The 24183-nt window shown below is 42.8% G+C and carries 21 protein-coding genes and 1 pseudogene; 13 read left to right on the plus strand and 9 right to left on the minus strand.

The features are described from left to right. Positions 1-70 precede the first annotated feature (70 nt). A pseudogene (locus IGI78_RS05310) lies at positions 71-512 on the plus strand (HIT family protein). A gap of 65 nt (positions 513-577) precedes the next feature. Here IGI78_RS05310 and IGI78_RS05315 read toward each other — a convergent pair. Further along, positions 578-2575, minus strand: coding sequence for a beta-galactosidase (locus tag IGI78_RS05315; protein ID WP_195265693.1), 1998 nt, complete (start codon positions 2573-2575; stop codon positions 578-580). A gap of 433 nt (positions 2576-3008) precedes the next feature. Here IGI78_RS05315 and arcA point away from each other — a divergent pair, with 433 nt between their 5' ends. The 10 genes from arcA to IGI78_RS05365 all read left to right on the plus strand — a co-directional run bounded on the left by arcA (position 3009) and on the right by IGI78_RS05365 (position 13140). Next, a complete protein-coding gene (gene arcA / locus IGI78_RS05320) occupies positions 3009-4226 on the plus strand; it encodes an arginine deiminase (RefSeq protein WP_140965385.1) in 1218 nt (405 codons plus the stop codon). A gap of 385 nt (positions 4227-4611) precedes the next feature. Further along, positions 4612-4923: a hypothetical protein gene (locus IGI78_RS05325; protein ID WP_081118806.1), complete on the plus strand. Its 312-nt coding sequence runs from the start codon at positions 4612-4614 to the stop codon at positions 4921-4923. After that, complete coding sequence (locus tag IGI78_RS05330; protein ID WP_081118805.1) at positions 4924-6915, plus strand: V-type ATP synthase subunit I; 1992 nt, start codon at positions 4924-4926, stop codon at positions 6913-6915. It abuts the gene before it with no gap. Next, positions 6899-7372: a V-type ATP synthase subunit K gene (locus IGI78_RS05335; protein WP_005237160.1), complete on the plus strand. Its 474-nt coding sequence runs from the start codon at positions 6899-6901 to the stop codon at positions 7370-7372. Before IGI78_RS05330 ends, IGI78_RS05335 begins: the two co-directional genes overlap by 17 nt. Positions 7373-7387: 15 nt before the next feature. Beyond that, positions 7388-7978 carry a V-type ATP synthase subunit E gene (locus IGI78_RS05340; protein WP_077452669.1) on the plus strand — a complete coding sequence of 197 codons (591 nt, stop codon included), beginning with the start codon at positions 7388-7390 and terminating at the stop codon, positions 7976-7978. A 14-nt stretch (positions 7979-7992) separates the two neighbouring features. Beyond that, a complete protein-coding gene (locus IGI78_RS05345; protein ID WP_081118804.1) occupies positions 7993-8994 on the plus strand; it encodes a V-type ATP synthase subunit C in 1002 nt (333 codons plus the stop codon). Beyond that, on the plus strand, positions 8987-9301 hold the full coding sequence (locus IGI78_RS05350; protein WP_005229240.1) for a V-type ATP synthase subunit F: 315 nt from the start codon (positions 8987-8989) through the stop codon (positions 9299-9301). Before IGI78_RS05345 ends, IGI78_RS05350 begins: the two co-directional genes overlap by 8 nt. Positions 9302-9332: 31 nt before the next feature. Then, a complete protein-coding gene (locus IGI78_RS05355) occupies positions 9333-11108 on the plus strand; it encodes a V-type ATP synthase subunit A (RefSeq protein ID WP_081118803.1) in 1776 nt (591 codons plus the stop codon). Beyond that, complete coding sequence (locus tag IGI78_RS05360) at positions 11108-12496, plus strand: V-type ATP synthase subunit B (RefSeq protein WP_005237151.1); 1389 nt, start codon at positions 11108-11110, stop codon at positions 12494-12496. Before IGI78_RS05355 ends, IGI78_RS05360 begins: the two co-directional genes overlap by 1 nt. Beyond that, positions 12496-13140, plus strand: coding sequence for a V-type ATP synthase subunit D (locus IGI78_RS05365; protein WP_005229243.1), 645 nt, complete (start codon positions 12496-12498; stop codon positions 13138-13140). Before IGI78_RS05360 ends, IGI78_RS05365 begins: the two co-directional genes overlap by 1 nt. A gap of 76 nt (positions 13141-13216) precedes the next feature. Here the strand turns inward: IGI78_RS05365 and IGI78_RS05370 are convergent, their stop codons facing one another. The 4 genes from IGI78_RS05370 to IGI78_RS05385 form a co-directional block, all read right to left on the minus strand. Further along, positions 13217-14023, minus strand: a complete 807-nt coding sequence (locus IGI78_RS05370) for an ABC transporter ATP-binding protein (protein WP_005237149.1) — start codon at positions 14021-14023, stop codon at positions 13217-13219. Then, positions 14023-14943: an ABC transporter permease gene (locus tag IGI78_RS05375; RefSeq protein WP_077452666.1), complete on the minus strand. Its 921-nt coding sequence runs from the start codon at positions 14941-14943 to the stop codon at positions 14023-14025. Before IGI78_RS05375 ends, IGI78_RS05370 begins: the two co-directional genes overlap by 1 nt. Positions 14944-14972: 29 nt before the next feature. Beyond that, on the minus strand, positions 14973-15950 hold the full coding sequence (locus IGI78_RS05380) for an ABC transporter substrate-binding protein (RefSeq protein ID WP_081118802.1): 978 nt from the start codon (positions 15948-15950) through the stop codon (positions 14973-14975). A 499-nt stretch (positions 15951-16449) separates the two neighbouring features. Then, positions 16450-17610 carry a hydroxymethylglutaryl-CoA synthase gene (locus IGI78_RS05385; protein WP_081118801.1) on the minus strand — a complete coding sequence of 387 codons (1161 nt, stop codon included), beginning with the start codon at positions 17608-17610 and terminating at the stop codon, positions 16450-16452. 192 nt (positions 17611-17802) lie between these two features. On the opposite strand from IGI78_RS05385, the gene IGI78_RS05390 reads away from it, so the two are divergent. Beyond that, the gene (locus IGI78_RS05390) at positions 17803-20277 is read left to right on the plus strand and encodes a hydroxymethylglutaryl-CoA reductase, degradative (RefSeq protein ID WP_430618541.1); all 2475 of its coding nucleotides are present in this window, start codon (positions 17803-17805) and stop codon (positions 20275-20277) included. Between the two features lie 38 nt (positions 20278-20315). On the opposite strand, the gene IGI78_RS05395 is transcribed toward IGI78_RS05390, so the two are convergent. The 3 genes from IGI78_RS05395 to IGI78_RS05405 all read right to left on the minus strand — a co-directional run bounded on the left by IGI78_RS05395 (position 20316) and on the right by IGI78_RS05405 (position 22292). Then, positions 20316-21026: a hypothetical protein gene (locus IGI78_RS05395; protein WP_081118799.1), complete on the minus strand. Its 711-nt coding sequence runs from the start codon at positions 21024-21026 to the stop codon at positions 20316-20318. A 113-nt stretch (positions 21027-21139) separates the two neighbouring features. Next, the gene (locus tag IGI78_RS05400; protein WP_081118798.1) at positions 21140-21421 is read right to left on the minus strand and encodes a hypothetical protein; all 282 of its coding nucleotides are present in this window, start codon (positions 21419-21421) and stop codon (positions 21140-21142) included. Positions 21422-21446: 25 nt separating this feature from the next. Continuing rightward, positions 21447-22292, minus strand: coding sequence for an aldo/keto reductase (locus tag IGI78_RS05405; RefSeq protein ID WP_016613071.1), 846 nt, complete (start codon positions 22290-22292; stop codon positions 21447-21449). A 162-nt stretch (positions 22293-22454) separates the two neighbouring features. Here IGI78_RS05405 and IGI78_RS05410 point away from each other — a divergent pair, with 162 nt between their 5' ends. Beyond that, on the plus strand, positions 22455-23459 hold the full coding sequence (locus tag IGI78_RS05410) for a nucleoid-associated protein (protein WP_081118797.1): 1005 nt from the start codon (positions 22455-22457) through the stop codon (positions 23457-23459). Between the two features lie 125 nt (positions 23460-23584). On the opposite strand, the gene IGI78_RS05415 is transcribed toward IGI78_RS05410, so the two are convergent. Further along, positions 23585-23944, minus strand: coding sequence for a YxeA family protein (locus IGI78_RS05415; RefSeq protein ID WP_081118796.1), 360 nt, complete (start codon positions 23942-23944; stop codon positions 23585-23587). Positions 23945-24183 lie beyond the last annotated feature (239 nt).

The raw sequence follows: 24183 nt of genomic DNA on the forward strand, positions 1-24183 counted from the left end.
CTCATATAGCAAAGATTTTTTTTGTTTTGTTACTATTGAAAGCCTTCCCTTAATCTTTTATAGTTTTTACATGAATAGCTGCAAGGAACAGGAAAGAGGGGGGATCAAATTGAAGCAGTTTTGCTGTTTATGGCGATGTCCAATTTCTTCCTGGATATTGTGTATTATTACCTAAAAGAGAGGTGGCTTCTTTAAATGATCTAGATTTAAATGAGCGACAGGTTTTCTTAACTGATATGACTCTTTTAGGAGATGCTATAATACAGGCTTGTTCTCCATTAAGAATCAATTATGAACTATTAGGAAATACCGATAACTTTCTTCATGCACATCTTTTTCCTCGTTATGAATGGGAAACCGACGAAGCGAAAAAAATGCCTGTTTGGCTGTATGACAAATCCCATTGGAGTAATCCAGAGTATCACTATTCAGAAAAAAGAGATGGAAAGCTAAGACAAAAGATAGCCTCTTGTTTAGAAAATGCCTATCGTTTGTCTAATGAATCTTCTTGAATCTAGTAACGACTATAAAAAGAACCTCCATGAAGCGATCGCTTCATGGAGGTTCTTTCCTTAGATCAATCAATATACTTAAGAACTGCGACTTCTTTTGGTTTCAGAACTGCCAATTGTTTGGTTTCTTTGGTAAGAAGGTCTACTCCAGCGGCTTTCAGCTTCACTTCTGTTGTCTGCTCGGTGTGGTTTAAGAGAAAGACGAGTGTATAGCCATCACCTTTGCGGCAGGTAACAGAGACTCCAGTAGGAGCAGCCAAGAAGTGCTGGGCATGAGTCGTTATTTTGTATTTTTCTAAAATGGTCGCTAAAAATGTGGTCACCCCATCAAGAGACAATTCTGTTCCCAGGTAATACGCATACCCATCATCGATTTGATTCATAGTAATGGCCGGCTTATCGGATAAAAAACCGGATTGGAAGGTTGCTAAAGCTTCAGCACCATTTAGATGGATAACTTCCTCCCAGAGGGAATTGTCGTACCGACGACCTTGAAAGTCAATCTGATGGTAGGAAGCGGCTTTCATTGGGGAAAACTCTTCTACAATGATCCCTAAGGTGTCTCTAAACAGTCCTGGATAGCCCCCAAGATAGACTTGGTCATATTCATTGACGATCCCACTAAAGAAATTCGTCAAGAAGATGCCGCCTTGTTGCACGTAATCATGGATCTTCTTGCCGAAGGCTTCGGGTGCTGAATAGAGATTCGGAGCGATCACTAAAGGATAGCCGTCTAGGGATTCGGAAGGATGGACAAAGTCTACGCTCAGATTTAACGCCCTTAGCGCGGCATACAGGCTGCGTAACTGATGAATGTACTTTAAGGTGCTTGGTTTGGCATCCAATTCCAGCGCCCACCAATTTTCCCAGTCGAAGACAACCGCGACATCAGCCAAGAAGCGCGTCCCAACGATTTCCGACAGTTGCGAAAATTCGTTGCCTAATTGTGCACATTCACGAAAGATACGGCTTGACTGAGGATCTCCGTGAGACACCATCGCACTATGGAATTTTTCCGCACCGCCACGAGACTGTCGCCATTGGAAGAACATGATACCATCAGCGCCATGAGCGAGCGCTTCATAACTCCAAAGACGCAACTGGTTGGGTGTTTTTGCCCCATTAATTTGCCGCCAATTAACGGCGCTGGTGGCTTGCTCCATGATCAAGAAAGGCTTTTTCTTCAAGCTGCGGGTTAAATCGTTAGCAAGAAATTGCGGGTAAGGAATTTTTTCAAAGGGATTCGGATACGAATTCCAACTGACCACATCCATTTCAGGGGCCCATTTAAATCCATCCACGTATTTGTGTAAGCCCATAAGATTGGTCATATAAGGGATGCCTTGCGAATATTTTGCAATCGCCGCCTTTTCGAGTTGATAAAGTTCCAGATTCATGTCGGAAAGAAACCGACGATAGTCTAATTGCTGCGCAGGATTTTTGAAGGTTGGCATTGCCTCAGGTAAAAAAATTTCCCCCCAGCTGCCATAGGATTGACTCCAAAACTTGGTTGACCAAGCATCATTCAATCCAGCGATCGTCTGATACTTCTCTGCTAACCATGTCTGAAATCTTTTCCGACAATGATCGCAATAACACTCGTGGATGTGACAGGTATATTCATTATTGATATGCCACATGACCAGCCCTGGATGATTAGCATAACGTTTTGCGACTGCTTCAGACAAATCGGCGGCATATTGACGATAGATAGGGGAAGTCGGACAGTAGTGCTGGCGCGCCCCATGAACCAGTCGATTGCCATGAATGGTCACAGGCAGCATCTCAGGATGTTTTTGAACAAGCCAAGCCGGTGGAGAAGCTGTACCATTGGCTAGGTCGATCATGACATTGTTTTTATATAAAAGATCCATCAACCAGTCCAGAAAGTCAAAATCATAGGTGGATTCATCTGGTTGTAGATTGACCCAGCCAAAAATATTGATACTCACATAGTTCACACCTGCTTCTTTCATTAAACGCATATCTTCAAGAATGACTTCTTTAGACCATTGTTCAGGATTGTAGTCGGCACCATAGTAAAGATGACGTTGCGTTTTCATCAAATCGCTCCTTTATAGACGTTTCGCTAGTAACAAGCTACTTGAATCATATCAAACAATCATGCTTTTGATAGCGTTATCATTAAACAAACATGAAATGATCCAAAAAAACAAAGATAGTTCAATCCTTTTTCAGAGCAGCGTCTATCGGCCAACAGTTCTTTTGTCTTGCTGTTTTTTTAACAAAAATATACAATTGAAAAAGGCGGTAAATTAAAACATCTAAACTTTATCTCTCTAATTAGTTGTTTTTTTTATTGATCGTTTCTTTATAAAAAATTGCATGTTTATAACCAACAAATCTAAAAAACTTTTAAACATTAGCAGAAGAACACTATGAGACAAAGAAATGAATAATTATGTGATGAGAAGTCATGAAAAAGGAATGACATAAGTTATTCTACAAAAAATGCGAAAAAGGAGAGACACGTCCATGAACCAGCCAATACAAATCTTTTCTGAGATTGCCCCTTTAAAGCGGGTGCTTTTGCATCGTCCAGGAGCAGAATTGGAAAACTTGATGCCGGATTATCTTGATCGCTTGTTGTTCGATGATATTCCCTTTCTAGACCAAGCGCAAAAAGAGCATGATTTTTTTGCCGAGACGTTAAGAAACAGAGGAGTGGAAGTTTTTTATTTGGAGGATCTAGCTGCTGAAACATTGACAACAACTGGTGCCAAAGAGGCCTTTTTAGAAGACTATTTAAATGAAACTACGATCCTTGATGAAGAGATTCGCAACGAAGTGCGCAATTTTTTCCTTTCGATCGAAGATAATCGCGCCTTTATCGATCATACGATGGCGGGCTTGAAAAAAAGTGAGGTAGAAATTTCAAAAGCCAGTAACTTAACGGCAATCGTTGAAACAGAATATCCTTTCTTGATCGATCCGATGCCAAACTTGTATTTCACGCGAGATCCGTTTGCAACGATTGGTCATAGTGTTTCCTTGAATCGAATGTATTCTGCAACGAGAAGACGGGAAACCCTCTACGGAAAACAAATTTTCACGCACCACCCGATGTTTGCCCGCAATGAGACGAACTTTTTGTATCATCGGGACGAAACGACGCGGATGGAAGGCGGCGATCAACTGATTTTATCTGATAAAATCGTAGCGATCGGGATTTCTCAACGAACCGAAGTTGCCTCAATCGAAAAAATTGCCGAAACGATTTTTGCCACAGAACCGAGTTTTGAACATATCTTGGCCTTTAATATTGGTGAAGAACGAAAATTTATGCACTTAGATACGGTCTTTACGATGGTGGATCATGATAAGTTCACGATCCATCCAGAAATCGAGGGAGAACTTTCGCTGTATTCAATCACTAAACACAAGGACAGTGTTCGGGTATTTGAGGAAAAAGATACATTGGAAAATATTCTTTGTCGTTATTTAGATCTGCCTGAAGTGCTCCTGATCCGCTGTGGTGGCGACGATTTGGCAGCAGCAGCTAGAGAGCAATGGAATGATGGCTCCAATACACTGGCGATCGCCCCAGGGGAGGTCGTGGTCTATGACCGCAACACCATTACCAACCGGCTGTTAAAAGAGGCTGGCGTTAAGTTGAATGAGATCTCCGGCAGCGAATTGGTTCGCGGACGTGGGGGTCCCCGCTGTATGAGTATGCCGTTTATTCGTGAGTAGGACAGTTCTTTGTTATTTAAAAATACGGCAACTTGCTTTGAAATTATGAAAGTTAAGAAATGGAAGAGAAAAAAATAAAAGGAAGATTTGAAACGGAATTCTGTTTCTAATCTTCCTTTTTTGTCCTCATTTAACCCACTTTAAATTGAAAAGGATTTCTTTTTGTGAAAATGTGTAATTTTTGTGACTTTTGTATGTAAAGACTATAAAAAAACGCTAGGAACCTTGTTCTATCGCTAGATTTATGTTACGGTTATATTAGAAAACGGAAATAGGTGAAGGTATTTGCCACTTATTGATTTTTGACACCCTACGATCAGCGAATGCCATATGCTTGATTTGTAGTGGTTTTTTTTGCGGAAAAAAAGTGAAAGCAGGTGAGAAAATGACAGTAGATGCCATTCGATTATTACAAGAAGCAGAGCAATTTGCGGAAAATAAAAATAAAGAAGCAGAAGCAGAAAAAAAACAATTGGCACAAGCACGCGAAGAACGGTTGAAGGCGTTTAAAAAAGAGTTGGCAGAAAAAGAGGCCCAACAAAAAGAAGCAATCAATCAAAAAATCGCAGCTGAGTTGGTACAATCAAAAGAACCGCTCATGGCTAAAACGAAAGCAGAAGTAGAAACACTAAGAACGATCCCTAATGAGTTAAAAGAAGAAGCATTAGCAATAATAATAAATAAGGTTGTGACATAAATGGCAATTGCAAAAATGCAAAAGTTCAGTCTGTTGACCTTTTACGATCAGAAAGAAGCTGTTTTAGAGCAGCTGCAAGACTTTCAAGGCGTAGAACTGCTTTCTTCGGAAAAATATTATGATTCTGAAGAAACGACGGGTGTTTTGGCACCGGTTCGCGAGGAACAGTCTGAAGAAGAAATGGAGAACCAGTTTGGTCAAGTCAACTGGAGCTTAAATTTTTTAGAAGAATATGTACCCAAAAAAGGAATGCTGGCACAACTGCGGCAACCAATCAAAAAATATACCCTTCAAGAATTGGCTGAAACAGCCCACACCTATCCTTGGCAAGAATTATGCCAAACCCTTCGTAAACAAGACAAACGTCTTCGCTTGATTGATCAAGAAAAACGCGATGTATTAGCACAAGAAGCAGAGCTGTCGATCTGGAAGTACTTCAAAGAACGGCCGGCTGTTTTAAAAGAATTAAAAAAATCAGGTGGCATGTTAGGATCGATTCCTACTTCTGAAATGGCTGACTTTACGACCAACAGTGAAAAGCTGCCGCTTGTCTATGTCGAAACCATTTATCAATCGCAAACGACAACTTACTTGTTGGTGCTTTTCCATAAAGATGTAAAAGAAAAAGTAACTACTCTTCTAAAGAAAGCAGCCTTTGAGCAATACATCTACCCTTATGAGGGCATTCCAGAAGAAGATCTGCAAACGATGAAAGAAAAATCCCAACGTCTAATTGATGAAGAAAAAGAGATCAAAGCCGCTCTTCGCGCAATGACAAACGAGCAAGAAATGTTGCGGATCGTTGCCGAGTATTTAGATGGAGCGATCACCCGCTTAAAAAGCAATAAAATGCTTTTACGTTCAACTCATGCGGTCTCGATTTCTGGCTGGGTTCCTGTTGATGGGGCGACCGAATTAGAAAAACGTATCAAAAAAGGAACCACAGGTAACTATTACCTCGAATACCAAGAAGTGACGGAAAAAGAGATCGCTGATGTGCCGATTTTATTAGAAAACGCACGTTGGATCAAACCTTTTGAAGGACTTGTTCGGATGTACAGCTTGCCGCAATATGATGAGTTAGATCCGACACCATTTATGGCGCCTTTTTATATGGTGGCATTCGGGATGATGGTTGCCGATTTTGGCTATGGGTTGCTCTTGTTTCTGGCGACATTCCTGGGGAAAAAGCTGTTTCACCTCAGCAAAGGGCTGGAACAAAATTTGACCCTCTTTCAGTTGTGCTCGATCCCTACGATTATCTGGGGCTTGATCTATGGCAACTTCTTCGGATTTGAATTCTCATTCCAGCTGTTGTCTGCCCAAGATGATGTCAATCAGATCTTAGTCTTATCCGTGATCTTTGGGTACATTCAGATCATGTTTGGATTGGCGCTGAAATTTTATATTTTATGGAAGAAAAAAGACCAGAAACTGGCTGCGATGTTCCAAGCCGGTTCGTGGATCGTCTTTTTGATCAGTGTGGTTTTTGTTGCCGCAGGAATGCTGCTTTTCCCTGATACACCGTTGCTAACGATTGGGATCGTGATGATCGCTGCCAGTCTTTTAGCAGTGGCGATCGGCGGCAGTTTAGAAGGAAAGACCTTAGCTGGAAAAATCGGTTCTGGATTGTACGGATTGATGGATGTGACCAATTATGTTGGTGACTTGATCAGTTACACCCGTCTGATGGCGTTAGGGGTTGCCGGCGGAAGTATCGCCTCAGCCTTCAATTTGATCATCAGCTACCTACCGCCGGCAGCCCGGTTTACCGTTGGTATCTTATTATTTGTGGCATTGCATGGCCTAAATATTTTCTTAAGTTACCTTAGTGCGTATGTTCATGGTATCCGTTTGCAGTATTTAGAGTATTTTGGAAAATTCTTTACGGGGGGCGGACGTGCTTTTGACCCCTTCAAATCAAATGAAAACTATGTAGAGATCATCTCAGAAGAGAAGTTACAGGAGGACAATAATGGAAAATTGGATTAGTTTCTTTTACGAAAATGGTGGAATTGTTTTTGCAGCTTTAGGTGTGGCGACCGCAACGATTTGCGGCGGTATCGGATCAACGATCGGTGTTGGGATGACCAGTGAAGCAGCGTCAGGCTTGATCTCTGAGCAGCCAGAGAAATTCGGGCAAGCGTTGATCTTGGAATTGCTGTCTAGTACTCAGGGATTATACGGGTTCGTAATTTCCTTTATGATCTTTGGTCAGATCAGCGGTTCGCTCTCATTCGATCGCGGATTGTACTTGTTTATTGCTTCATTGCCAATCGCATTAACAGCAATCGTAGCCGGAAAATGGCAAGGACGTGCCGCAAGTGCTGCGATGCAGATTTTAGCCAAAAAACCAGAACATGTGACCAAAGGAATTATCTTAGTAGCGATGATGGAAACGTATTGTATTTTAGGGTTCGTAATTTCCTTCTTGCTTGTCTTGAATTAAGAGGAGGGAAAGTGAATGTCTGATATTACACGTTTAACTGACAAAATAACCGCTGATGCGGAAAAGAAATACCAGTTGCAAATCAAAGAAGCAAAAAAAGAAAGTGAAAATCAAGAAAACTTAAAGCGAACGCAATTAGAAAAAGAGCTGAACGAACGACTAGCTTTCTACGAAAAAGAAAAACGTGCGGCGATGTATTTGGAAATCTCAGATGTGCATATCCAATCAAGAAACAAGGTCTTGGCAGCAAAGCAGTCTGTCTTAGATGAGCTGTTTTCTGAGGCTCTGACTCGTTTAAATACAATGGATCAAGCAGCATTTTATGCGTTTATCGCTAAAGGCTTGGCGAATGCACGGTTAACTGGTGAGGTTGAGTTGCTTTTAGGTGAGAAGACCCGCCATTTAGTAGATGAGGAACTCTTCACTAAGTTGCAAGCATCGGTTCCAGATGTTCAGCTGAAACTGGTAAATAAAACGATCCCTCGTAAGGGCGGCTTTTTGTTGCGACAAGAAGCGATTGAGTTGAATTTTACTTTTGATGCGCTGCTAGAAGCCAACAAAGAAGAGTTAAGCAATACGTTACTGCAATTGATTTTTGAACAGTAAGTAGGTGCAAACAGATGAATGACATCAAATACAATACCTTAAATACGAGAATTCGGACGTATGAATCGCAATTATTCGATCGCAGCCGCTATGAGCGGATGCTCTCGGCTGCTAGCGCAGAGGAAATCTACAGTATGTTGCAAGAAACGGTTTATGGTGACTTCATCAACGAGGATGATCGTGTACACGACTTTGAAGATGTGTTGATGGCGGAGTTGAAACGGGTATACGACACGATGTATCAGCTGACACCGGAAAAAGCGATCGTTGATTTCTTTGCTTTGAAATATGACTATCAAAATCTGAAAGTCTTGGTAAAAGCGGCGTATATGCAAGAAGATTTTTCTGAATACCTTGTCCCAATCGGCACCCAGCCGCTTTCCGTCCTTAAGGATCTGGTCAAGACCAGAAAAAGCAATCTTGTTGCCAAAGAGATGGTTGATTGTGTGGAAGAAGTCTTCTCTTATATTGAGAACTACCATGAGGTCCAATCGATCGATATCATCTTTGATAACCATTATTGGGAACAATTGTGGACGATCGGCAAAGAATACGACAACGATCTGCTGCAAAGCTTGATTCGTCGACAGATCGATATCTTCAACATTTCAACAACGTTGCGCAGTTACGCGATGAAACGCAAGCGCGGCTTTATCAGCGCAGTTTTAGCCGATCATGGGAACCTACCTGCAAAAGAACTGTTAGCTGAGATCACGACTTCCCTTGAGGCATTTGTGGCATATTTGCAAGGAACTCCTTATAAAGAACTGATCAATCACAGCTATGAAGAGTTGGTAGAGAAGAAGACCTTGAATACCTTTGATATACGCAAAGACAATTTTCTGATGGCGAAGCTCAAAGAACATAAAATTGTTCCTTTTGGCCCTTCAGCATTGGCAGGGTACTTGTACGCCAAGGAAATTGAAAGCAAGAACTTGCGAATTCTCTTGATTGGGAAAATCAATAAGGTGCCGGAAGAGATTTTAAGAAGTCGGGTGCGTGATAGTTATGCATAAAAAAATAGCAATGATGGGTGGTAAGAACTCGATCTTGCCTTTCAAAGGGCTGGGGATCGACATCTTTCCAGTCAGCGATTTGGATGAAGCCGCCCAACAACTAGAAGAAATGGCTGAAGCCTATGGGGTGATCTTTTTGACTGAGCGACTGATCGAACAATTAGAACCGATCGTTCGCCGCTATGAAGAAGTACCGACACCAGCAATCATTCCGATCCCAAGTAGTACAGGTAGTCTAGGAATCGGTATGGCACGCATTCAGCAAAATGTGGAAAAAGCGGTAGGAATGAATATTTTAGATTCATAACAGACAAGTCAGCCAGCTAGGAGGAATAAATGTGGCATTTGGCACAATTGAAAAAGTATCGGGACCACTGGTCACCGCCTCAGGATTGAGTGGCGCAAAAATCCATGAAATCTGCAAAGTCAGTGACAAGGGCCTTATCGGTGAGATCATTGAGATCAAAAAAGGGCTGGTTTCGATCCAAGTATACGAAGAAACAGCGGGAATCGGACCAGGCGAACCCGTGGAAACGACAGGCGCACCATTGTCTGTCGAACTAGCACCAGGTTTGTTGACTCAGATGTTTGATGGGATCCAACGACCATTAGATACGTTTATGTCGCAAACAGAAAGTGATTTTTTGGAACGAGGGGTCACCATCGATCCACTGAATCGCCAAAAGAAATGGACCTTTGTCCCTCAAGTACAAGTCGGTGATACCGTACAGGGCGGCGACATTTTAGGTTCAGTACAAGAAACGTCGGTGATCGAGCATAAAATCATGGTTCCACCAAACTATGAAGGAACCGTCAAAGAAATCATGGTAGGGAATTTTGCGATTACTGAAGTGATCTGTGTTTTAGAAACCATTGAGGGGGAAAAATCCTTGACGATGGTTCAGAAATGGCCAGTTCGTCAACCACGTCCCGTTACTGCTAAATTAAATCCAGGCGAACCGCTGGTCACTGGACAGCGAGTCATCGACACCTATTTTCCAGTAGCAAAAGGCGGCTCAGCTGCCGTTCCCGGACCATTTGGTGCCGGAAAAACAGTTGTTCAGCACCAAATTGCTAAATGGTCAGATGTGGATATCGTTGTCTATGTCGGCTGCGGCGAGCGAGGCAATGAAATGCGGGATGTTATGAATGAATTTCCTGAACTGATCGACCCAAATACCGGCAAGTCGATCATGGAACGAACGGTCTTGATCGCCAATACGTCGAATATGCCAGTTGCTGCTCGGGAAGCCTCAATCTATACAGGAATCACGATTGCAGAATATTACCGTGACATGGGCTATAGTGTGGCCATCATGGCAGACTCAACATCACGTTGGGCAGAAGCGCTGCGGGAAATGAGTGGCCGATTGCAAGAGATTCCCGGAGATGAAGGTTATCCGGCTTATCTTGGAAGTCGAATTGCGGAATACTATGAGCGAGCAGGGCGTTTCCATTCATTAGGCACGCAGCCTCGGGAAGGAAGCATTACCGCAATTGGCGCGGTTTCACCAGCTGGTGGAGACATCTCAGAACCAGTCACCCAAAATACCTTACGAATCGTGAAAGTTTTCTGGGCATTGGATAGCATGCTGGCGCAAAAACGGCATTTTCCCTCCATCAACTGGATGAATTCCTATTCCCTTTATGAAGATCAAATCAATTCTTATTTAGATCAATTATTAGGCGATCGCTGGTCGGAGCTAGTCAATGAATCAATGGCGATTCTCCAAGAAGAAAGTCGTTTAGAAGAGATCGTTCAATTGGTAGGGATGGATTCTCTTTCTCAAAGAGACCGTTTGACGATGATGACAGCCCGTTCTTTGAGACAAGATTACTTGCAGCAAAACGCCTTTGATGACGTTGACACGTATACATCTCGTAATAAGCAGTTCAAAATGTTAGAGAATATTCTTTACTTTAATGAACAAGCGCAACGTGCACTGCAGCTAGGTGCTTACTTAGATGAGATCACCAAAGGAACGGTTGATCTGCGTGAGCGCATCGCCCGCAGCAAATACATTCCTGAAGAAGAATTGACCCGCTTGGATACGATCAAGCATGACATCAAAGAAATGTTACAACGAATCATTGAAACTGGAGGTGTTCATTGATGTTAAAAGAATATCGTACAGTTTCCGAAATCGCCGGCCCTTTAATGGTGGTTGAGAACGTCAGAGGCGTTAAATTTGATGAACTCGTCGAAGTCCGCATGGACACGGGTGAGATCCGTCAAGGACAAGTACTGGAAGTCAGTGATGACAATGCCGTTGTCCAAGTATTTGAAGGTACTAGCAACTTGAGTGCCGAAGAAAGTAAAGCAAGATTTCTAGGAACTGGTTTGACTTTGGGGGTTTCTCTAGATATGATGGGTCGAGTGTTTGATGGTTTAGGAAAACCCAAAGATAATGGCCCGAGAATCTTGCCAGAAAAACGCATCGATGTAAATGGTGAAGCCATCAATCCAATGGCACGGGACTTCCCGGATGAATTTATCCAAACGGGAATCTCAACCATCGATCATTTAAATACCCTGGTTCGTGGACAAAAACTACCAATCTTTTCCGCCTCCGGTTTGCCTCATAAAGAGATCGCTGCTCAAATTGCGCGACAAGCAACAGTACCCAGCCAAGAAGGCAATTTCGCGATCGTCTTTGCAGCTATCGGAATTCCATTTGAAGAAGCAGAATTTTTCGTAGATGAATTTCGTAAAACCGGTGCGTTAGACCGTTCTGTTTTGTTTATGAACCTTGCCAATGACCCGGCAATCGAACGGATCGCTACCCCTAAGATGGCATTGACCGCAGCAGAGTATTTGGCTTTTGAAAAAGGCATGCACGTTTTAGTGATCATGACCGATATGACGAACTATTGCGAAGCATTGCGAGAAATCTCCGCTGCTCGCCGAGAAGTTCCAGGACGTCGTGGCTACCCAGGGTATCTATACACCAATTTAGCGACGCTGTATGAACGTGCGGGACGTTTGATGGGCAAAGAAGGCTCGGTCACACAGATTCCAATCTTAACGATGCCTGATGGCGATAAAACCCACCCAATTCCTGATTTGACCGGCTATATCACGGAAGGGCAAATCATTTTGTCGCGGGACCTTTACAAACGCAATATCAACCCGCCAGTGGATATTTTGCCAAGTCTTTCCCGGTTGAAGGACAAAGGAACGGGAGAAGGTAAGACCCGTGCCGACCATGCGGCAACGATGAATCAAATTTATGCCGCCTATTCCGATGGGAAAGCTGCCAAAGAGTTATCGATCGTTTTAGGAGAGTCTGCCTTGTCTGATCTTGATAAAAAGTACGCGCGTTTTGCTGATCTTTTCGAAAAAGAGTATGTCAACCAGGGATTTGAAACCAACCGGACGATTGAAGAAACGTTAGATTTAGGCTGGAAGCTATTAGCTACCTTGCCAAAACAAGAGTTGAGCCGTATCAAAGAAGAATTTATCGACGCCTATTACCCAACGGACGAGGATGTGAGTTCTTAATGGCGATCTTAAATGTCAATCCGACGCGGATGGAACTAAGTCGTTTGAAAAAACGGCTGACGACGGCAACCCGTGGTCACAAATTATTGAAAGACAAGCAAGATGAGTTGGTGCGCCAATTCATTCAGCTAGTAAAGAAAAACCAGGAACTTCGTAAAAAAATGGAAACTGCGCTGCAAGCAGGGATGGAAGAGTATGTGCTGGCTTCTAGTAGTATTCCCGATGTCGTTTTGCAAGAAGCATTTATGATCCCTTTAAATAAAGTGACCCTAGATGTACAAAGTCGGACCATCATGAATATGGATGTGCCAGTGTTAAATCCTGTTTACGAAGAAGAAAGCTCTGATGATGACTTTTCCTATGGTTTTGTAAGTACCACCAGTGAGCTGGATCTCTCATTGTCTCATCTCGACCAAATGCTGCCAGTAATGCTGCAATTGGCAGAGATCGAGAAAACCTGTCAACTGATGGCCAATGAGATCGAGCGGACGAGACGAAGAGTCAATGCGTTAGAGTATATGACGATTCCGAAACTGACGGAAACCATTCAATACATTGAAAGCAATCTGGCAGAAGACGAACGAGCAACATTGACCCGCTTGATGAAGGTCACAGATATCATTGCGGAAAATGAAGCAAAGTGAGGCTTTTGCAAATCACTTGGAAAAATCAAAAAAAGACACGTAGAAGGGGATTCCTTTCTACGTGTCTTTTTGCTTGTTAAGAGCGTAGGAGCAGTTGGTCATCTTTTAATTCAGCACCGCTATTTTGATGGAACATTTCCATCAATTCAGGGACGGTTAAATGTTGCTTTTGCTCACCGGCAATATCCACGACGATCTTGCCTTGATGAAGCATGATCAGGCGATTGCCATAGCGAATGGCATCTTCCATATCATGAGTAACCATGAAGGCCGTCAACTGTTGTGAACGAATCAATTGATCGGTCAATGCCATGACAGTCAACGAGGTCTTAGGATCAAGGGCCGCGGTATGTTCATCTAATAAAATCAATTTAGGCTGCTGCAACGTCGCCATCAAGAGGGTGATGGCTTGCCGCTGTCCGCCTGATAACAAACCGATCTCGGCAGAAAGTCGATTTTCTAATCCTAAGTTTAGGCTGGCTAATTTCTCTTGGAAAAACGCGCGGTTTTTCGCTTTGACGCCTGTTGCAAACCCTCGGACTTGGCCACGTTTGTAAGCCAGTGCTAAGTTTTCTTCAACAGTCAAACGAACGGCTGTCCCCATACGTGGATCTTGAAAGACTCGGCTAATATCCTTTGAACGTTTCGTAACGGATAAACGGGTGATGTCTTTTCCATCTAAGGTGATTTTTCCTTGTTCTGTTGGGATCGTTCCTGCAATACTGTTTAAAAGGGTCGATTTTCCAGCACCATTCCCACCGATGATCGTAATAAAATCACCGGCATTCATCGTCAGGTCAATGCCTCGCAAGACATGGTTCTCATTGATCGTTCCTTTTTCAAAGGTTTGGTGTAGATTTTCGATTGTTAAGACTGAAGTCATTAGGATTGGCCTCCTTTGGTTTTTGGCAGCATCTTTTTAAGTCCTAGTTTTGAACGAAGCTGCGGTAACGAGAGGCAGATGACTAAGACGATTGCGGATGCCAGTTTGATATCATTGGCTTCGACATTGAACTCGAAAACGACGGCCAGGATAAAGCGATAAACGATCGCTCCGATCACGATGGTGATCAACCGTAACAGCAAAGATTTATTGGCAAATAAAACTTCTGCAATAATGATCGATGCCAAGCCGATGACGATCGTACCGATTCCGGAGTTTAGGTCAGCAAAACCGTTGTTTTGGGCTAAAAGAGCACCTGAGAGGGCAATACAGCCGTTAGAGATCATGTAACCGATGATCTTCATGTTATCGGTGTTGATACCGTTGGCTTCACTCATAGCTAAATTGTCGCCCGTCGCTCGCAATGCTAAGCCGATCTCTGTACGGAAAAAGAGGAACAAGCACAAAATGACGACAGCTGCGAAGAGAAAGCCCGCAAGAATCACGGCATTGTTTTTGGTCAGTCCCATGGCTTGAAATTGGGTGAAGACCGTGTCTTGTCCTAATAGGGCAATGTTGGGAGCACCCATTACACGATTCGTGATGGAATAAAGCCCAGTCATCGTGATGATCCCGGCCAACAAGGCTGGGATCTTTAGTTTTGTATGCAGTAGTCCGGATACCAAGCCAGCTAACATGCCGCCGCCAAAGCCCATCAAGCTGGCTAATATGGGGGAGACGCCATTCGTAATACTGATTGCTGCGATCCCTGCACCCAAGGGAAAACTTCCTTCTGCAGTTAAATCAGCAATATCCAGAATACGGAAGGTCAAAAATACCCCGATCGCCAGCAATGCCCAAAGGATCCCTTGAGAGGTGGCAGATTGTAGTAATAGCAAGAACGTGTCGACTAAATTCATATGTTTTCCTCAAATCTAAATTAGTATGGTTATTCTGGAGCAGTGATGCTGGCAGGATCAATTCCTAAAGCAGCAGCCATTTCTTCATTGACGACTAACTCTAAATTTTCTGCTGTTTCAACAGGCGTAGTTGCTGGTTGTGCATCACCATCCAAAATTTTCGCTGCTAGTTTCCCTGTTTGAATACCAAGTGATTTATAGTCAATACCATAAGTTGCTAGGGCGCCATCGTCTACTTGTTCCACGGAACCTGCGACGATCGGTGTTTTGGTCTCTTTGGCCACTTCACCAACGATTGCTGAAGCAGAGGCAAAAGTATTGTCTGTTGGGACATAAATGCCATCGACGTCTTTTGCCAGGCTAGTGGTCACTTGCTGCACGTCATTGGTCGTATTGGCTGTCAATACTTTAACATCAACCCCAGCAGCTCTTAAGGCTTCTTCTGCCAAGTCTGCTTGGATTTTTGAATTAGCTTCTCCTGCGTTATACATGATGCCAATCGTTTTGGCGTCAGGGACGATACTTAACAGCAAATTGATCTGCTGCTCGATAGGCACCATGTCTGAAGTACCTGTGATGTTGCGACCGGGTTCTTCATTTGAATCTGCTAATTTTGCTCCAACTAAGTCAGTAACTGCAGTAACCACGATTGGGATATCCGTAGTTTCATTTGCCAATGAAACAGCAGCAGGGGTAGCGATGCCTAATAGAAGATCAGGATCGGCATTCACTAAGCGTTCACTCATACTTTTTAAATTATCTTGGCTGTTTTGCGCATTTTGGTATTCGATCGTCAGGTTTTCACCTTCTGTGTAGCCCGCTTCTGCTAAGCCTTCTTTGAACCCTTCATAGGCGGCATTCAAGGAGCCGTGTTCCACGAGTTGTAAAACACCGACTGTTTTTGTTCCATCGTTTTCCTCCGAAGCATTGTTTGATTCGCCACAAGCTGCTAATGCCAGCAAGGAAGCCGTAAGTAACCCAGTTGTGATCCATTTTTTCATTTTCATTGTAACTCCTCCTATAAACGTTTCTTTTTTTAATTGGGGTTTACCTGAACAAAAAAATCCATTCAGACAATCGTCTAAATGGATTCGATCCTATACTAAGCGTGAACGTATATTGGCAACCATTTAGAAGATTTTCTACATGGCTGCAAGTTCAAGTTAAAATGCTTTAGCCATCATAGATACAAACAAAACTTGTTTTGGGGTTTGCATCCATAATGTGATATGAATACAAACTATCTAAAGTAGCTAAAGTAAAAGATATTCAGTTGTGGGGATACGGTCGTTTTTAACATAAATGTTCCTCCAAACTTGAATTGATTTTAGTATAGACAAAAAAAAACAGACTGTCAAATGTTTTTCCTGAATTATCTGAAAATATTTGAATAACAATCTGAAAAAAGACTGAAAATGCAGATTTGTTTCAATTTTTTTGAACAAAAGAAAAAACTTTGTTCTATCAAGCTTTTTTTGCTTGAAAATAAACAAAGTTTTTCTTAGATCACTCGTTTTCTTCTTTATAATAACGAATGGTATTTTTGATTTCACGAATACTGTAGAGTAGATCATCCTCAAAGGATTGATCTTGATCAATATCGATGGTCTCATTGAACATCGCTTCGTATTCAGCGATCGTTAGTTTTTGCCGGTCATTGAGTAACGCTTGGTGGGCAGCTTGTGCTAACTGTTTTTCATAGCCAGGTACCAATATGCCACTGAAAAATTCAGCAACCGCTCCTGAGCCGTAACTAAATAATCCGATTCGATCATTGGCTTGCAAGCTGGAGGAATTTTCCAATAAAGAGATCAAGCCTAGGTACAATGAACCCGTATACAAGTTGCCGATACGACGACTGTAAACGATCGATTCTTCATAGCGAGCCATCAGGCGTTCTTGTTGCGTTTCTTCTTCTTCAGCAAAAACAGCCAACAAGGCTTTTTTACCCATTTTTGTATAAGGAATATGGAAGCTCAATGCAGCGTAATCTTTTGCTGTGCGTTGATTTTTTTCGCAATGGGCTTGCCAAACTTGTTTGAAGGAATCGATATAAACGGCATTTGACAAGTGGCCATCTACCATTGGATATTGATGGCCAACGGGACGCCAAAAATCATAAATGTCTTGTGTCAACATCAAGTTATCGTTATCAAGCTGCAAAATCGCTGGATCTGCAGAGATCAACATGGCAACTGCACCTACGCCTTGAGTTGGCTCTCCACCGGAGGCTAAGCCATAACGGGCGATGTCTGAAGCCACCACCAACACTTTGCTTTTTGGATTGGCTTGTACGTGGGCTTTAGCAAACTGCAAGCCTGCTGTTGCGCCATAACACGCTTCTTTGATTTCAAAGGAGCGGGCAAATGGTTGGATACCTAATAGGCGATGCAAAACCACTGCCGAAGCTTTTGATTCATCGATGCCGGATTCTGTGCCGACGATCACCATATCAATTGCTTGTAAATCTTCTTTTGTGAGGATATCTTTTGCCGCATGCATGGCAAAGGTGACGATATCTTGTGTTTTTTTATTGACCGCCATTTGATCTTGACCGATCCCGATCGTAAATTTATTTGGGTCGACCTCTCGGGCGTGAGCTAGATCAACCATATCTATAAAATAGGGGGGGACATAAAAATTTATTTTATCAATACCAACGTTCATTCCGTCGCTCCTTTATGTTCTACGTACTTAGTAGGCTACACGTTCTAAGGTATCATATTTTTTGAAAAAAATGAAAAAGAATTGATTAGAATTTAAACTTTATTAAAGAAAGTAGAAAAGGGCGCAGCAAGCTGATGTGGGGTATTCTTTTTTGGAGGATTTAATGATATATTTCAAGAGGAGGTGACGTACGTGGAAGAAGTTGTCATTATCGACGCACTAAGAACGCCAATTGGCAAATACCATGGGTCATTAAAAGAATATTCAGCAGTAGAATTAGGAACAGTTGCTGCAAAAGCCTTGTTGGCAAGAAACCAACAAGCAAAAGAACATATCGCACAAGTGATTATCGGAAATGTCCTACAAGCAGGCAGTGGTCAAAATCCAAGCCGTCAAGTTTCCCTGCAAAGTGGACTTTCTTCAGATATCCCAGCCTCAACGATCAACGAAGTTTGCGGTTCGGGAATGAAAGCGATTCTAATGGGCATGGAGCAAATTCAGTTAAACAAGGCATCCGTCGTTTTGACTGGTGGGATTGAAAGTATGACGAATGCGCCGCTTTTCAGTTATTATAACAAGGCGGAAGATCAGTATTCAGCCCCAATATCAACAATGATGCATGATGGCTTAACGGATGCTTTTAGCAGCAAACCGATGGGCTTAACGGCTGAAACTGTTGCAGAAAGATACGGCATCACGCGACAAGAACAAGATGAATTTGCCTACCACTCCCAAATGAAAGCTGCCAAGGCACAAGCAGAAAAGAAATTTGAGCAAGAGATCGTACCTTTGACTGAAAAGTCAGGGACCGTTTTACAGGATGAAGGCATTCGCGCCGCTACGACGGTCGAAAAATTAGCTGAACTTAAAACGGTTTTCAAAAAGGACGGTACGGTGACTGCTGGGAATGCCTCAACCATCAATGATGGTGCTGCCATGGTCTTGATCGCCTCAAAAAGCTACTGTGAGGAGCATCAGATTCCTTATCTGGCAGTGATCAAAGAGATCGTTGAAGTTGGCTTTGCTCCAGAGATCATGGGAATCTCACCAATCAAAGCAATCGATACGTTACTGAAAAAGCAAGCACTGTCGATTGAAGAGATCGGTATTTTTGAAATCAATGAAGCCTTTGCAGCTTCCTCAATTGTAGTAGAACGTGAACTTGGTTTGGATCCCAAGAAAGTCAACCGTTACGGCGGGGGCATTTCTCTTGGCCATGCGATTGGCGCGACTGGCGCTCGGATCGCAACGACGGTCGCTTATCAGCTAAAAGACACCCAAGAGCGCTATGGGATCGCCTCTTTATGTGTCGGTGGTGGGTTAGGGCTAGCGATGCTGTTAGAAAACCCTTTGGTCGCAGCAAGTCACACTGATTTTCATGAGGAGTCAGCATCAGAAAAAACAGAAAAAAAAAAGTTCTACGCCCTTACGCCTAACGAACGGCTAGCCTTTCTCGAAGCACAAGGGGCGATCGCGGCAACCGAATCCTTGGTTTTTCAAGAAATGGCATTAGACAAGGAAACCGCCAATCACTTGATCGAAAACCAGATCAGTGAAGTGGAAATCCCCTTAGGCGTGGGGGTGAATCTGCAGGTGAATGGCAAGTTATACAATGTCCCGTTAGCCACAGAAGAACCCTCTGTGGTTGCAGCGATGAGCAACGGTGCCAAAATGGCTGGTCCCATTACAACAACTAGCCAAGAACGTTTGCTTCGAGGACAGATCGTCTTTATGGGTGTTCAAGACCCAGATGCCCTTTTGGCAAAAGTCAATACAGAGCAAGCAACGATTTTTGCAGTGGCGAACGAGGCATATCCCTCGATCGTAAAACGCGGCGGAGGACTGCGACGAGTGATTGGTCGGAACTTCTCCCCAGCAGAATCTGAATTAGCAACAGCCTATGTCTCAATCGATTTGTTGGTTGATGTCAAAGATGCCATGGGCGCCAACATCATCAATTCGATTTTAGAAGGAGTAGCCGACCTCTTTCGGAAGTGGTTCCCAGAAGAAGAAATTCTCTTTAGTATTTTAAGCAATCTTGCTACGGAATCGTTAGTGACAGCCACTTGCTCCGTACTTTTTGATAAACTGAGCAAGACCGGAAATGGCAGACAAGTCGCAACAAAAATCGTTCATGCAGCTGATTTCGCTAAGATTGATCCGTATCGAGCGACTACCCATAACAAAGGGATCATGAATGGTGTCGAAGCACTGATTTTGGCTACCGGCAATGATACCCGAGCACTTTCCGCTGCTTGTCATGGGTATGCCGCACGTAACGGTCGGGTGCAAGGCTTAACTTCTTGGAAAATCGCTGAAGACCGACTGATCGGCAGTATTACACTGCCGTTGGCGATCGCCACGGTCGGGGGGGCGACGAAAGTATTGCCGAAAGCCCAAGCGGCGTTGGCACTGACTGGTGTTGAAACGGCGAGTGAGTTAGCTTCGCTGGCGGCAAGTGTCGGGTTGGTTCAGAATCTGGCAGCTTTGCGGGCATTGGTTTCAGAAGGGATTCAGCAAGGCCATATGAGCATGCAAGCCCGTTCATTAGCTATTTCAGTTGGGGCAAAAGGAAACGAGATCGAGCAGCTGGCAGCTAAGCTGCGAGCGGCGAGTCAAATGAATCAAGAGCAAGCCCGTAAATTTTTAACAGAAATACGCAACTAAAAAAGGTTCTCTAGGGAAATTCCTAGAGAACCTTTTGTTTATCGTTTAGAAATCGCCGTGTGGGCATACGCCTCGATCAATGGAATGACTTCTAATTTTACTTTGTATTTGCGTTCTAGCGCGGTTTCGATAGTAAAAGTATCACTTTCTGTTTCAGAAATTGTTGCTAGAACACGATCTTCTTTCGGGGAAGCTTCGATTACGATCGTTTCTCCTGAAGATTGTTTTGCAGAAAATTTAGGGAATGCTGCGATTTTTTCGGCAAATGCTGAAAAAGTCATGGCTTTGTCAGAATCATCAGCCGTTGATTCCGCTGATTTTTCTACTTCTTTAGTTGGTGCAGCCGTTTCGGTTGGTGTTGATTCTTCCTTCACTTCTGCTGTTTCTGTGACAGGAGCGGAAGCAGGCGTCGCACTTACTTGTGTATTGGTCGGCAACCAGTAGGCGGCGATTTCATCGACTAAGTTATCGCTGAAACGATCAAGTAAGCCAGCTTCTAAGCGTTGGATTCGTTTCACGACGATTTTGAAGTTCTCATCTAAAGGAACAGCGATTTTTTGTTCTTTTGGTGTTTCCTTCAACAATTCAATCAATAATTCCTCGTGATTTTTAGGATTGATATAAACAGTTGTCGGAAGGTCGAACTTATCTGCTGTTTTGCGCTCGATCGCTGTAAACAACTGTTGTCGAGCTGTTTCATAAGACGGGCGGAATTGTTGTTTCAATTTTGCTAATTGTTTCTTTTTCATAATCTTCTCCTCTCGATCACTATCGATTATAAGGAAAATTTGCAGAAAAGAACAGTGATTCTCATGAAAAAATACAAAAAAATTTATATACTTCCTGAAAAGCGCCAGCGCTGCTAAAGAAGCGGCGCTGGCGTTTCTACTAGATCATTGATTTGATGGTACTTAGGCATCAGGATCAAAAGCTCCTTGTCTCCAGTGGCGACTAAGTAGTTTTCCCAAAGAAAAAAGCGTATCTCGCCAGTGAGTTTCTCAGCCAGCATCTGCTGATAGTCGCTGGTTGACCATTGACGCGCCGGAAAATGTTGGACTTTGTCTGGCCATACAAGAAAAACAAAATCAGCATGTAAGGCTTTTTGAACAGCAGGGGAGAGGTGAATCAAATCAGTTGTCTTCATAGGCTTCTCCTTATAGAGAGTAAAATTAAAACCCTGTCGTATCTGGATTGGTCGCTTTCCCAACGACGCCATCTAATTGATCGATCGTTTTCATGTCTTCTTCAGATAGCTCAAAATCAAAGACATGGATGTTTTCTTCGATCCGACTTGATGTGACTGATTTTGGTAATGGCAAGAAACCATGTTGTAAAGACCAGCGTAATGCAACTTGAGCGATTGATTTTTGATGCTTTTCAGCTAATGCTTTCATTTCTGGTACATCAAATATCTTCCCGGTACCTAATGGGCTATATGCTTCAAGCAATACATCGTGTTCTTGGCAATAGGTCACGACTTCTTCTTGTAACTCGCCAGGTGCAAGGAAAATCTGATTGACCATTGGGAAGATGGTCGCTGTTTTTTTCAATTCTTCAAAATGATGTGGTAAGAAGTTGCTGACGCCGATCGCTTTGATTTTGCCTGCTTGATACAATTCTTCAAAAGCGCGCCATGTTTCTGCATTCGCTGTTTGCCAGTTGTCACGAAAGGCTACTGGGTTTGGCCAATGGATTAAGAAAAGATCGATATAGTCTGTTTGTAGTTTTTCTAAGGACTCTTCAAAAGAAGACATCACAAGATCATAGGAATGGTTTGCATTCCACAATTTTGTAGTCAAGAAAAGCTCTTCGCGGGGAATGCCGCTTTCTTTGATCGCTTGACCAACACTGGCTTCATTTTTATAGCCTTGTGCTGTATCAATATGGCGGTAACCTACTTCCAGTGCTTTTTTGACTGATGCTACGGCAACGTCGCCGTCTGGTGTTTGCCATGTGCCAAAGCCTAGCTCAGGGATGGTCACATTATTTGATAACGTATAGCTGTTCATGTTCATTCCTCCGTTTTCTGTGATACCTTTAGTTTAGCAGACGAAGACGGATTTTCCAATGAATGCATCTTTCAAAAAGGAAGTGTCCAACAAGAAAAATGACGTTTGACTCTTGTCAGTTCGCCTATTTTTTTTGTACACTAGACAAATGGATAAGGAGCGTAACCAATGGATATTTATTTGAAACATGCGATTTTACACATTATTGACCGTCAAACAGGCAATCCGGTTTTTTCACAAGTTGAACTTGATTTAACAACGGAATACATACGTGATTATTTGACGAAAAAAATACAGAAACTTGCAACACCGCAAACCAAAACAGGGCGTTTACTCGAAACATCAACGATCGCTCAACTGGTCAAACAAGCACCGGATGATTTTGTCGCAGCCAGTGAAGCGATCGTCCAACGGTGGTATGAAGCCTACAAGGAAAGTGAAGATGCACCAAGTGCGGATGCCTTTGTCGTCTTGTATGAATTTGATACAAGAATGCAGTTGGCATTTTTGAAGGTCAATTATCAAGACGGCTATACGCATTTTATTGATAATGGGGAAGCTGGGATCGAAAACAATTTGATTTTGCATCGTGCCCTACTAGCAGGTAAAACCCAAAAGGCCGATGAAGGGATCACAATTGATGTGGAGAGCTTAGATTTTGAACTGATTGAAAAGAAATATAGCTTTTCAGGGGAAAAATATGCTTACTTTTCAACGAAAGTCATTGATGCCGAACCGATTCCTTCGTTAGAAGAAAACGTCAAAGTCATCAAAAAAGTGGCGGAAAAAATTGGGCAGAAGTTTGAAACACCTACCTATAACGTTGTTGCCGATTTAAAAGAAGCGGTCTACGACACGATCGAAGAATCTGGTCATATCGATGTCAGCGAAGTAGCGCAAAAAGTCTTTAAAGACAATATTACCGCTCAGCTTTCTTTTCAAGAAGAAGTGGCTGAAAAAGGATTCGTCAATCAGGCGCCAATGATGCGGGATGTCCGTGAGATTTCGGAGAAAAAATTTGGGAAACAAAAACTGAAATTATCTAACGGGATCGAATTGATCGTTCCTTTGGATGTCTACCGAGATCCAAATTTGATTGAATTTATCAATAACCCAGACGGAACGATTTCTGTAACGATCAAAAATGTAGAAGAAGTAATTAATCGGATGTAGGAGAAGGGGCTTCTGTGGGGATGATACGGAGCTAACAACATAGAACAACAAAAAAAGCAGAGATTCCTCTTTAAGAAATGAGGAGTCTCTGCTTTTTTCTGGATATCTTTGATCAATATCAGCAATTATTGAGCGGCCAGTTTCTCAAGGGCGGCTTTAGGAACGTCTTCTTCAGAAACTTCTTCCCAGCTCAGAACACCTTTATTAGGATTGACCAATAATTTTAAATAGGCACCTTCTCTTAAAGGAGCGGAACGGTGCTCATTCATTTTGACCCTTTTGACTTCTCCAGAGGAACTGTAAGCGTCTTGTGTGTAACGGTAGACATCTTCGGCAACCCCGTTATCACTAATTTCTGTATCGTGCTCGCCGGCATCCGTGATGACTGTATAGTAGTCATTTCCACCATAGTAATAATGATAAGTAGCAAAACAGCCCCCAAGGAAAATTGCTGTAAAAACCAGCGCTGCCATGATTTTCTTCACATCTCTCACCTCATCTTCTATTATTCATAAAAATTGTCCTACGTCCAATAGATCGCTAAAAAGCAAAGAAATTCTTAGGGATTGGGAGCTGAGACCTCTGACTTGACTTTGACTAATTTTGACCTATAATAAGAGTAGATTTAAACTTACAAAAAATAAGTTGAGGCTTATGAATTTGGAAGCGTAAATCGCAAAAATATGATTCGAGTCAAACAGCGACTCAACTTTCTCTAGGAGGG

This window comes from Enterococcus sp. DIV1767 (assembly GCF_050542585.1).
Classification (GTDB): Bacteria; Bacillota; Bacilli; order Lactobacillales; family Enterococcaceae; genus Enterococcus_D; species Enterococcus_D innesii.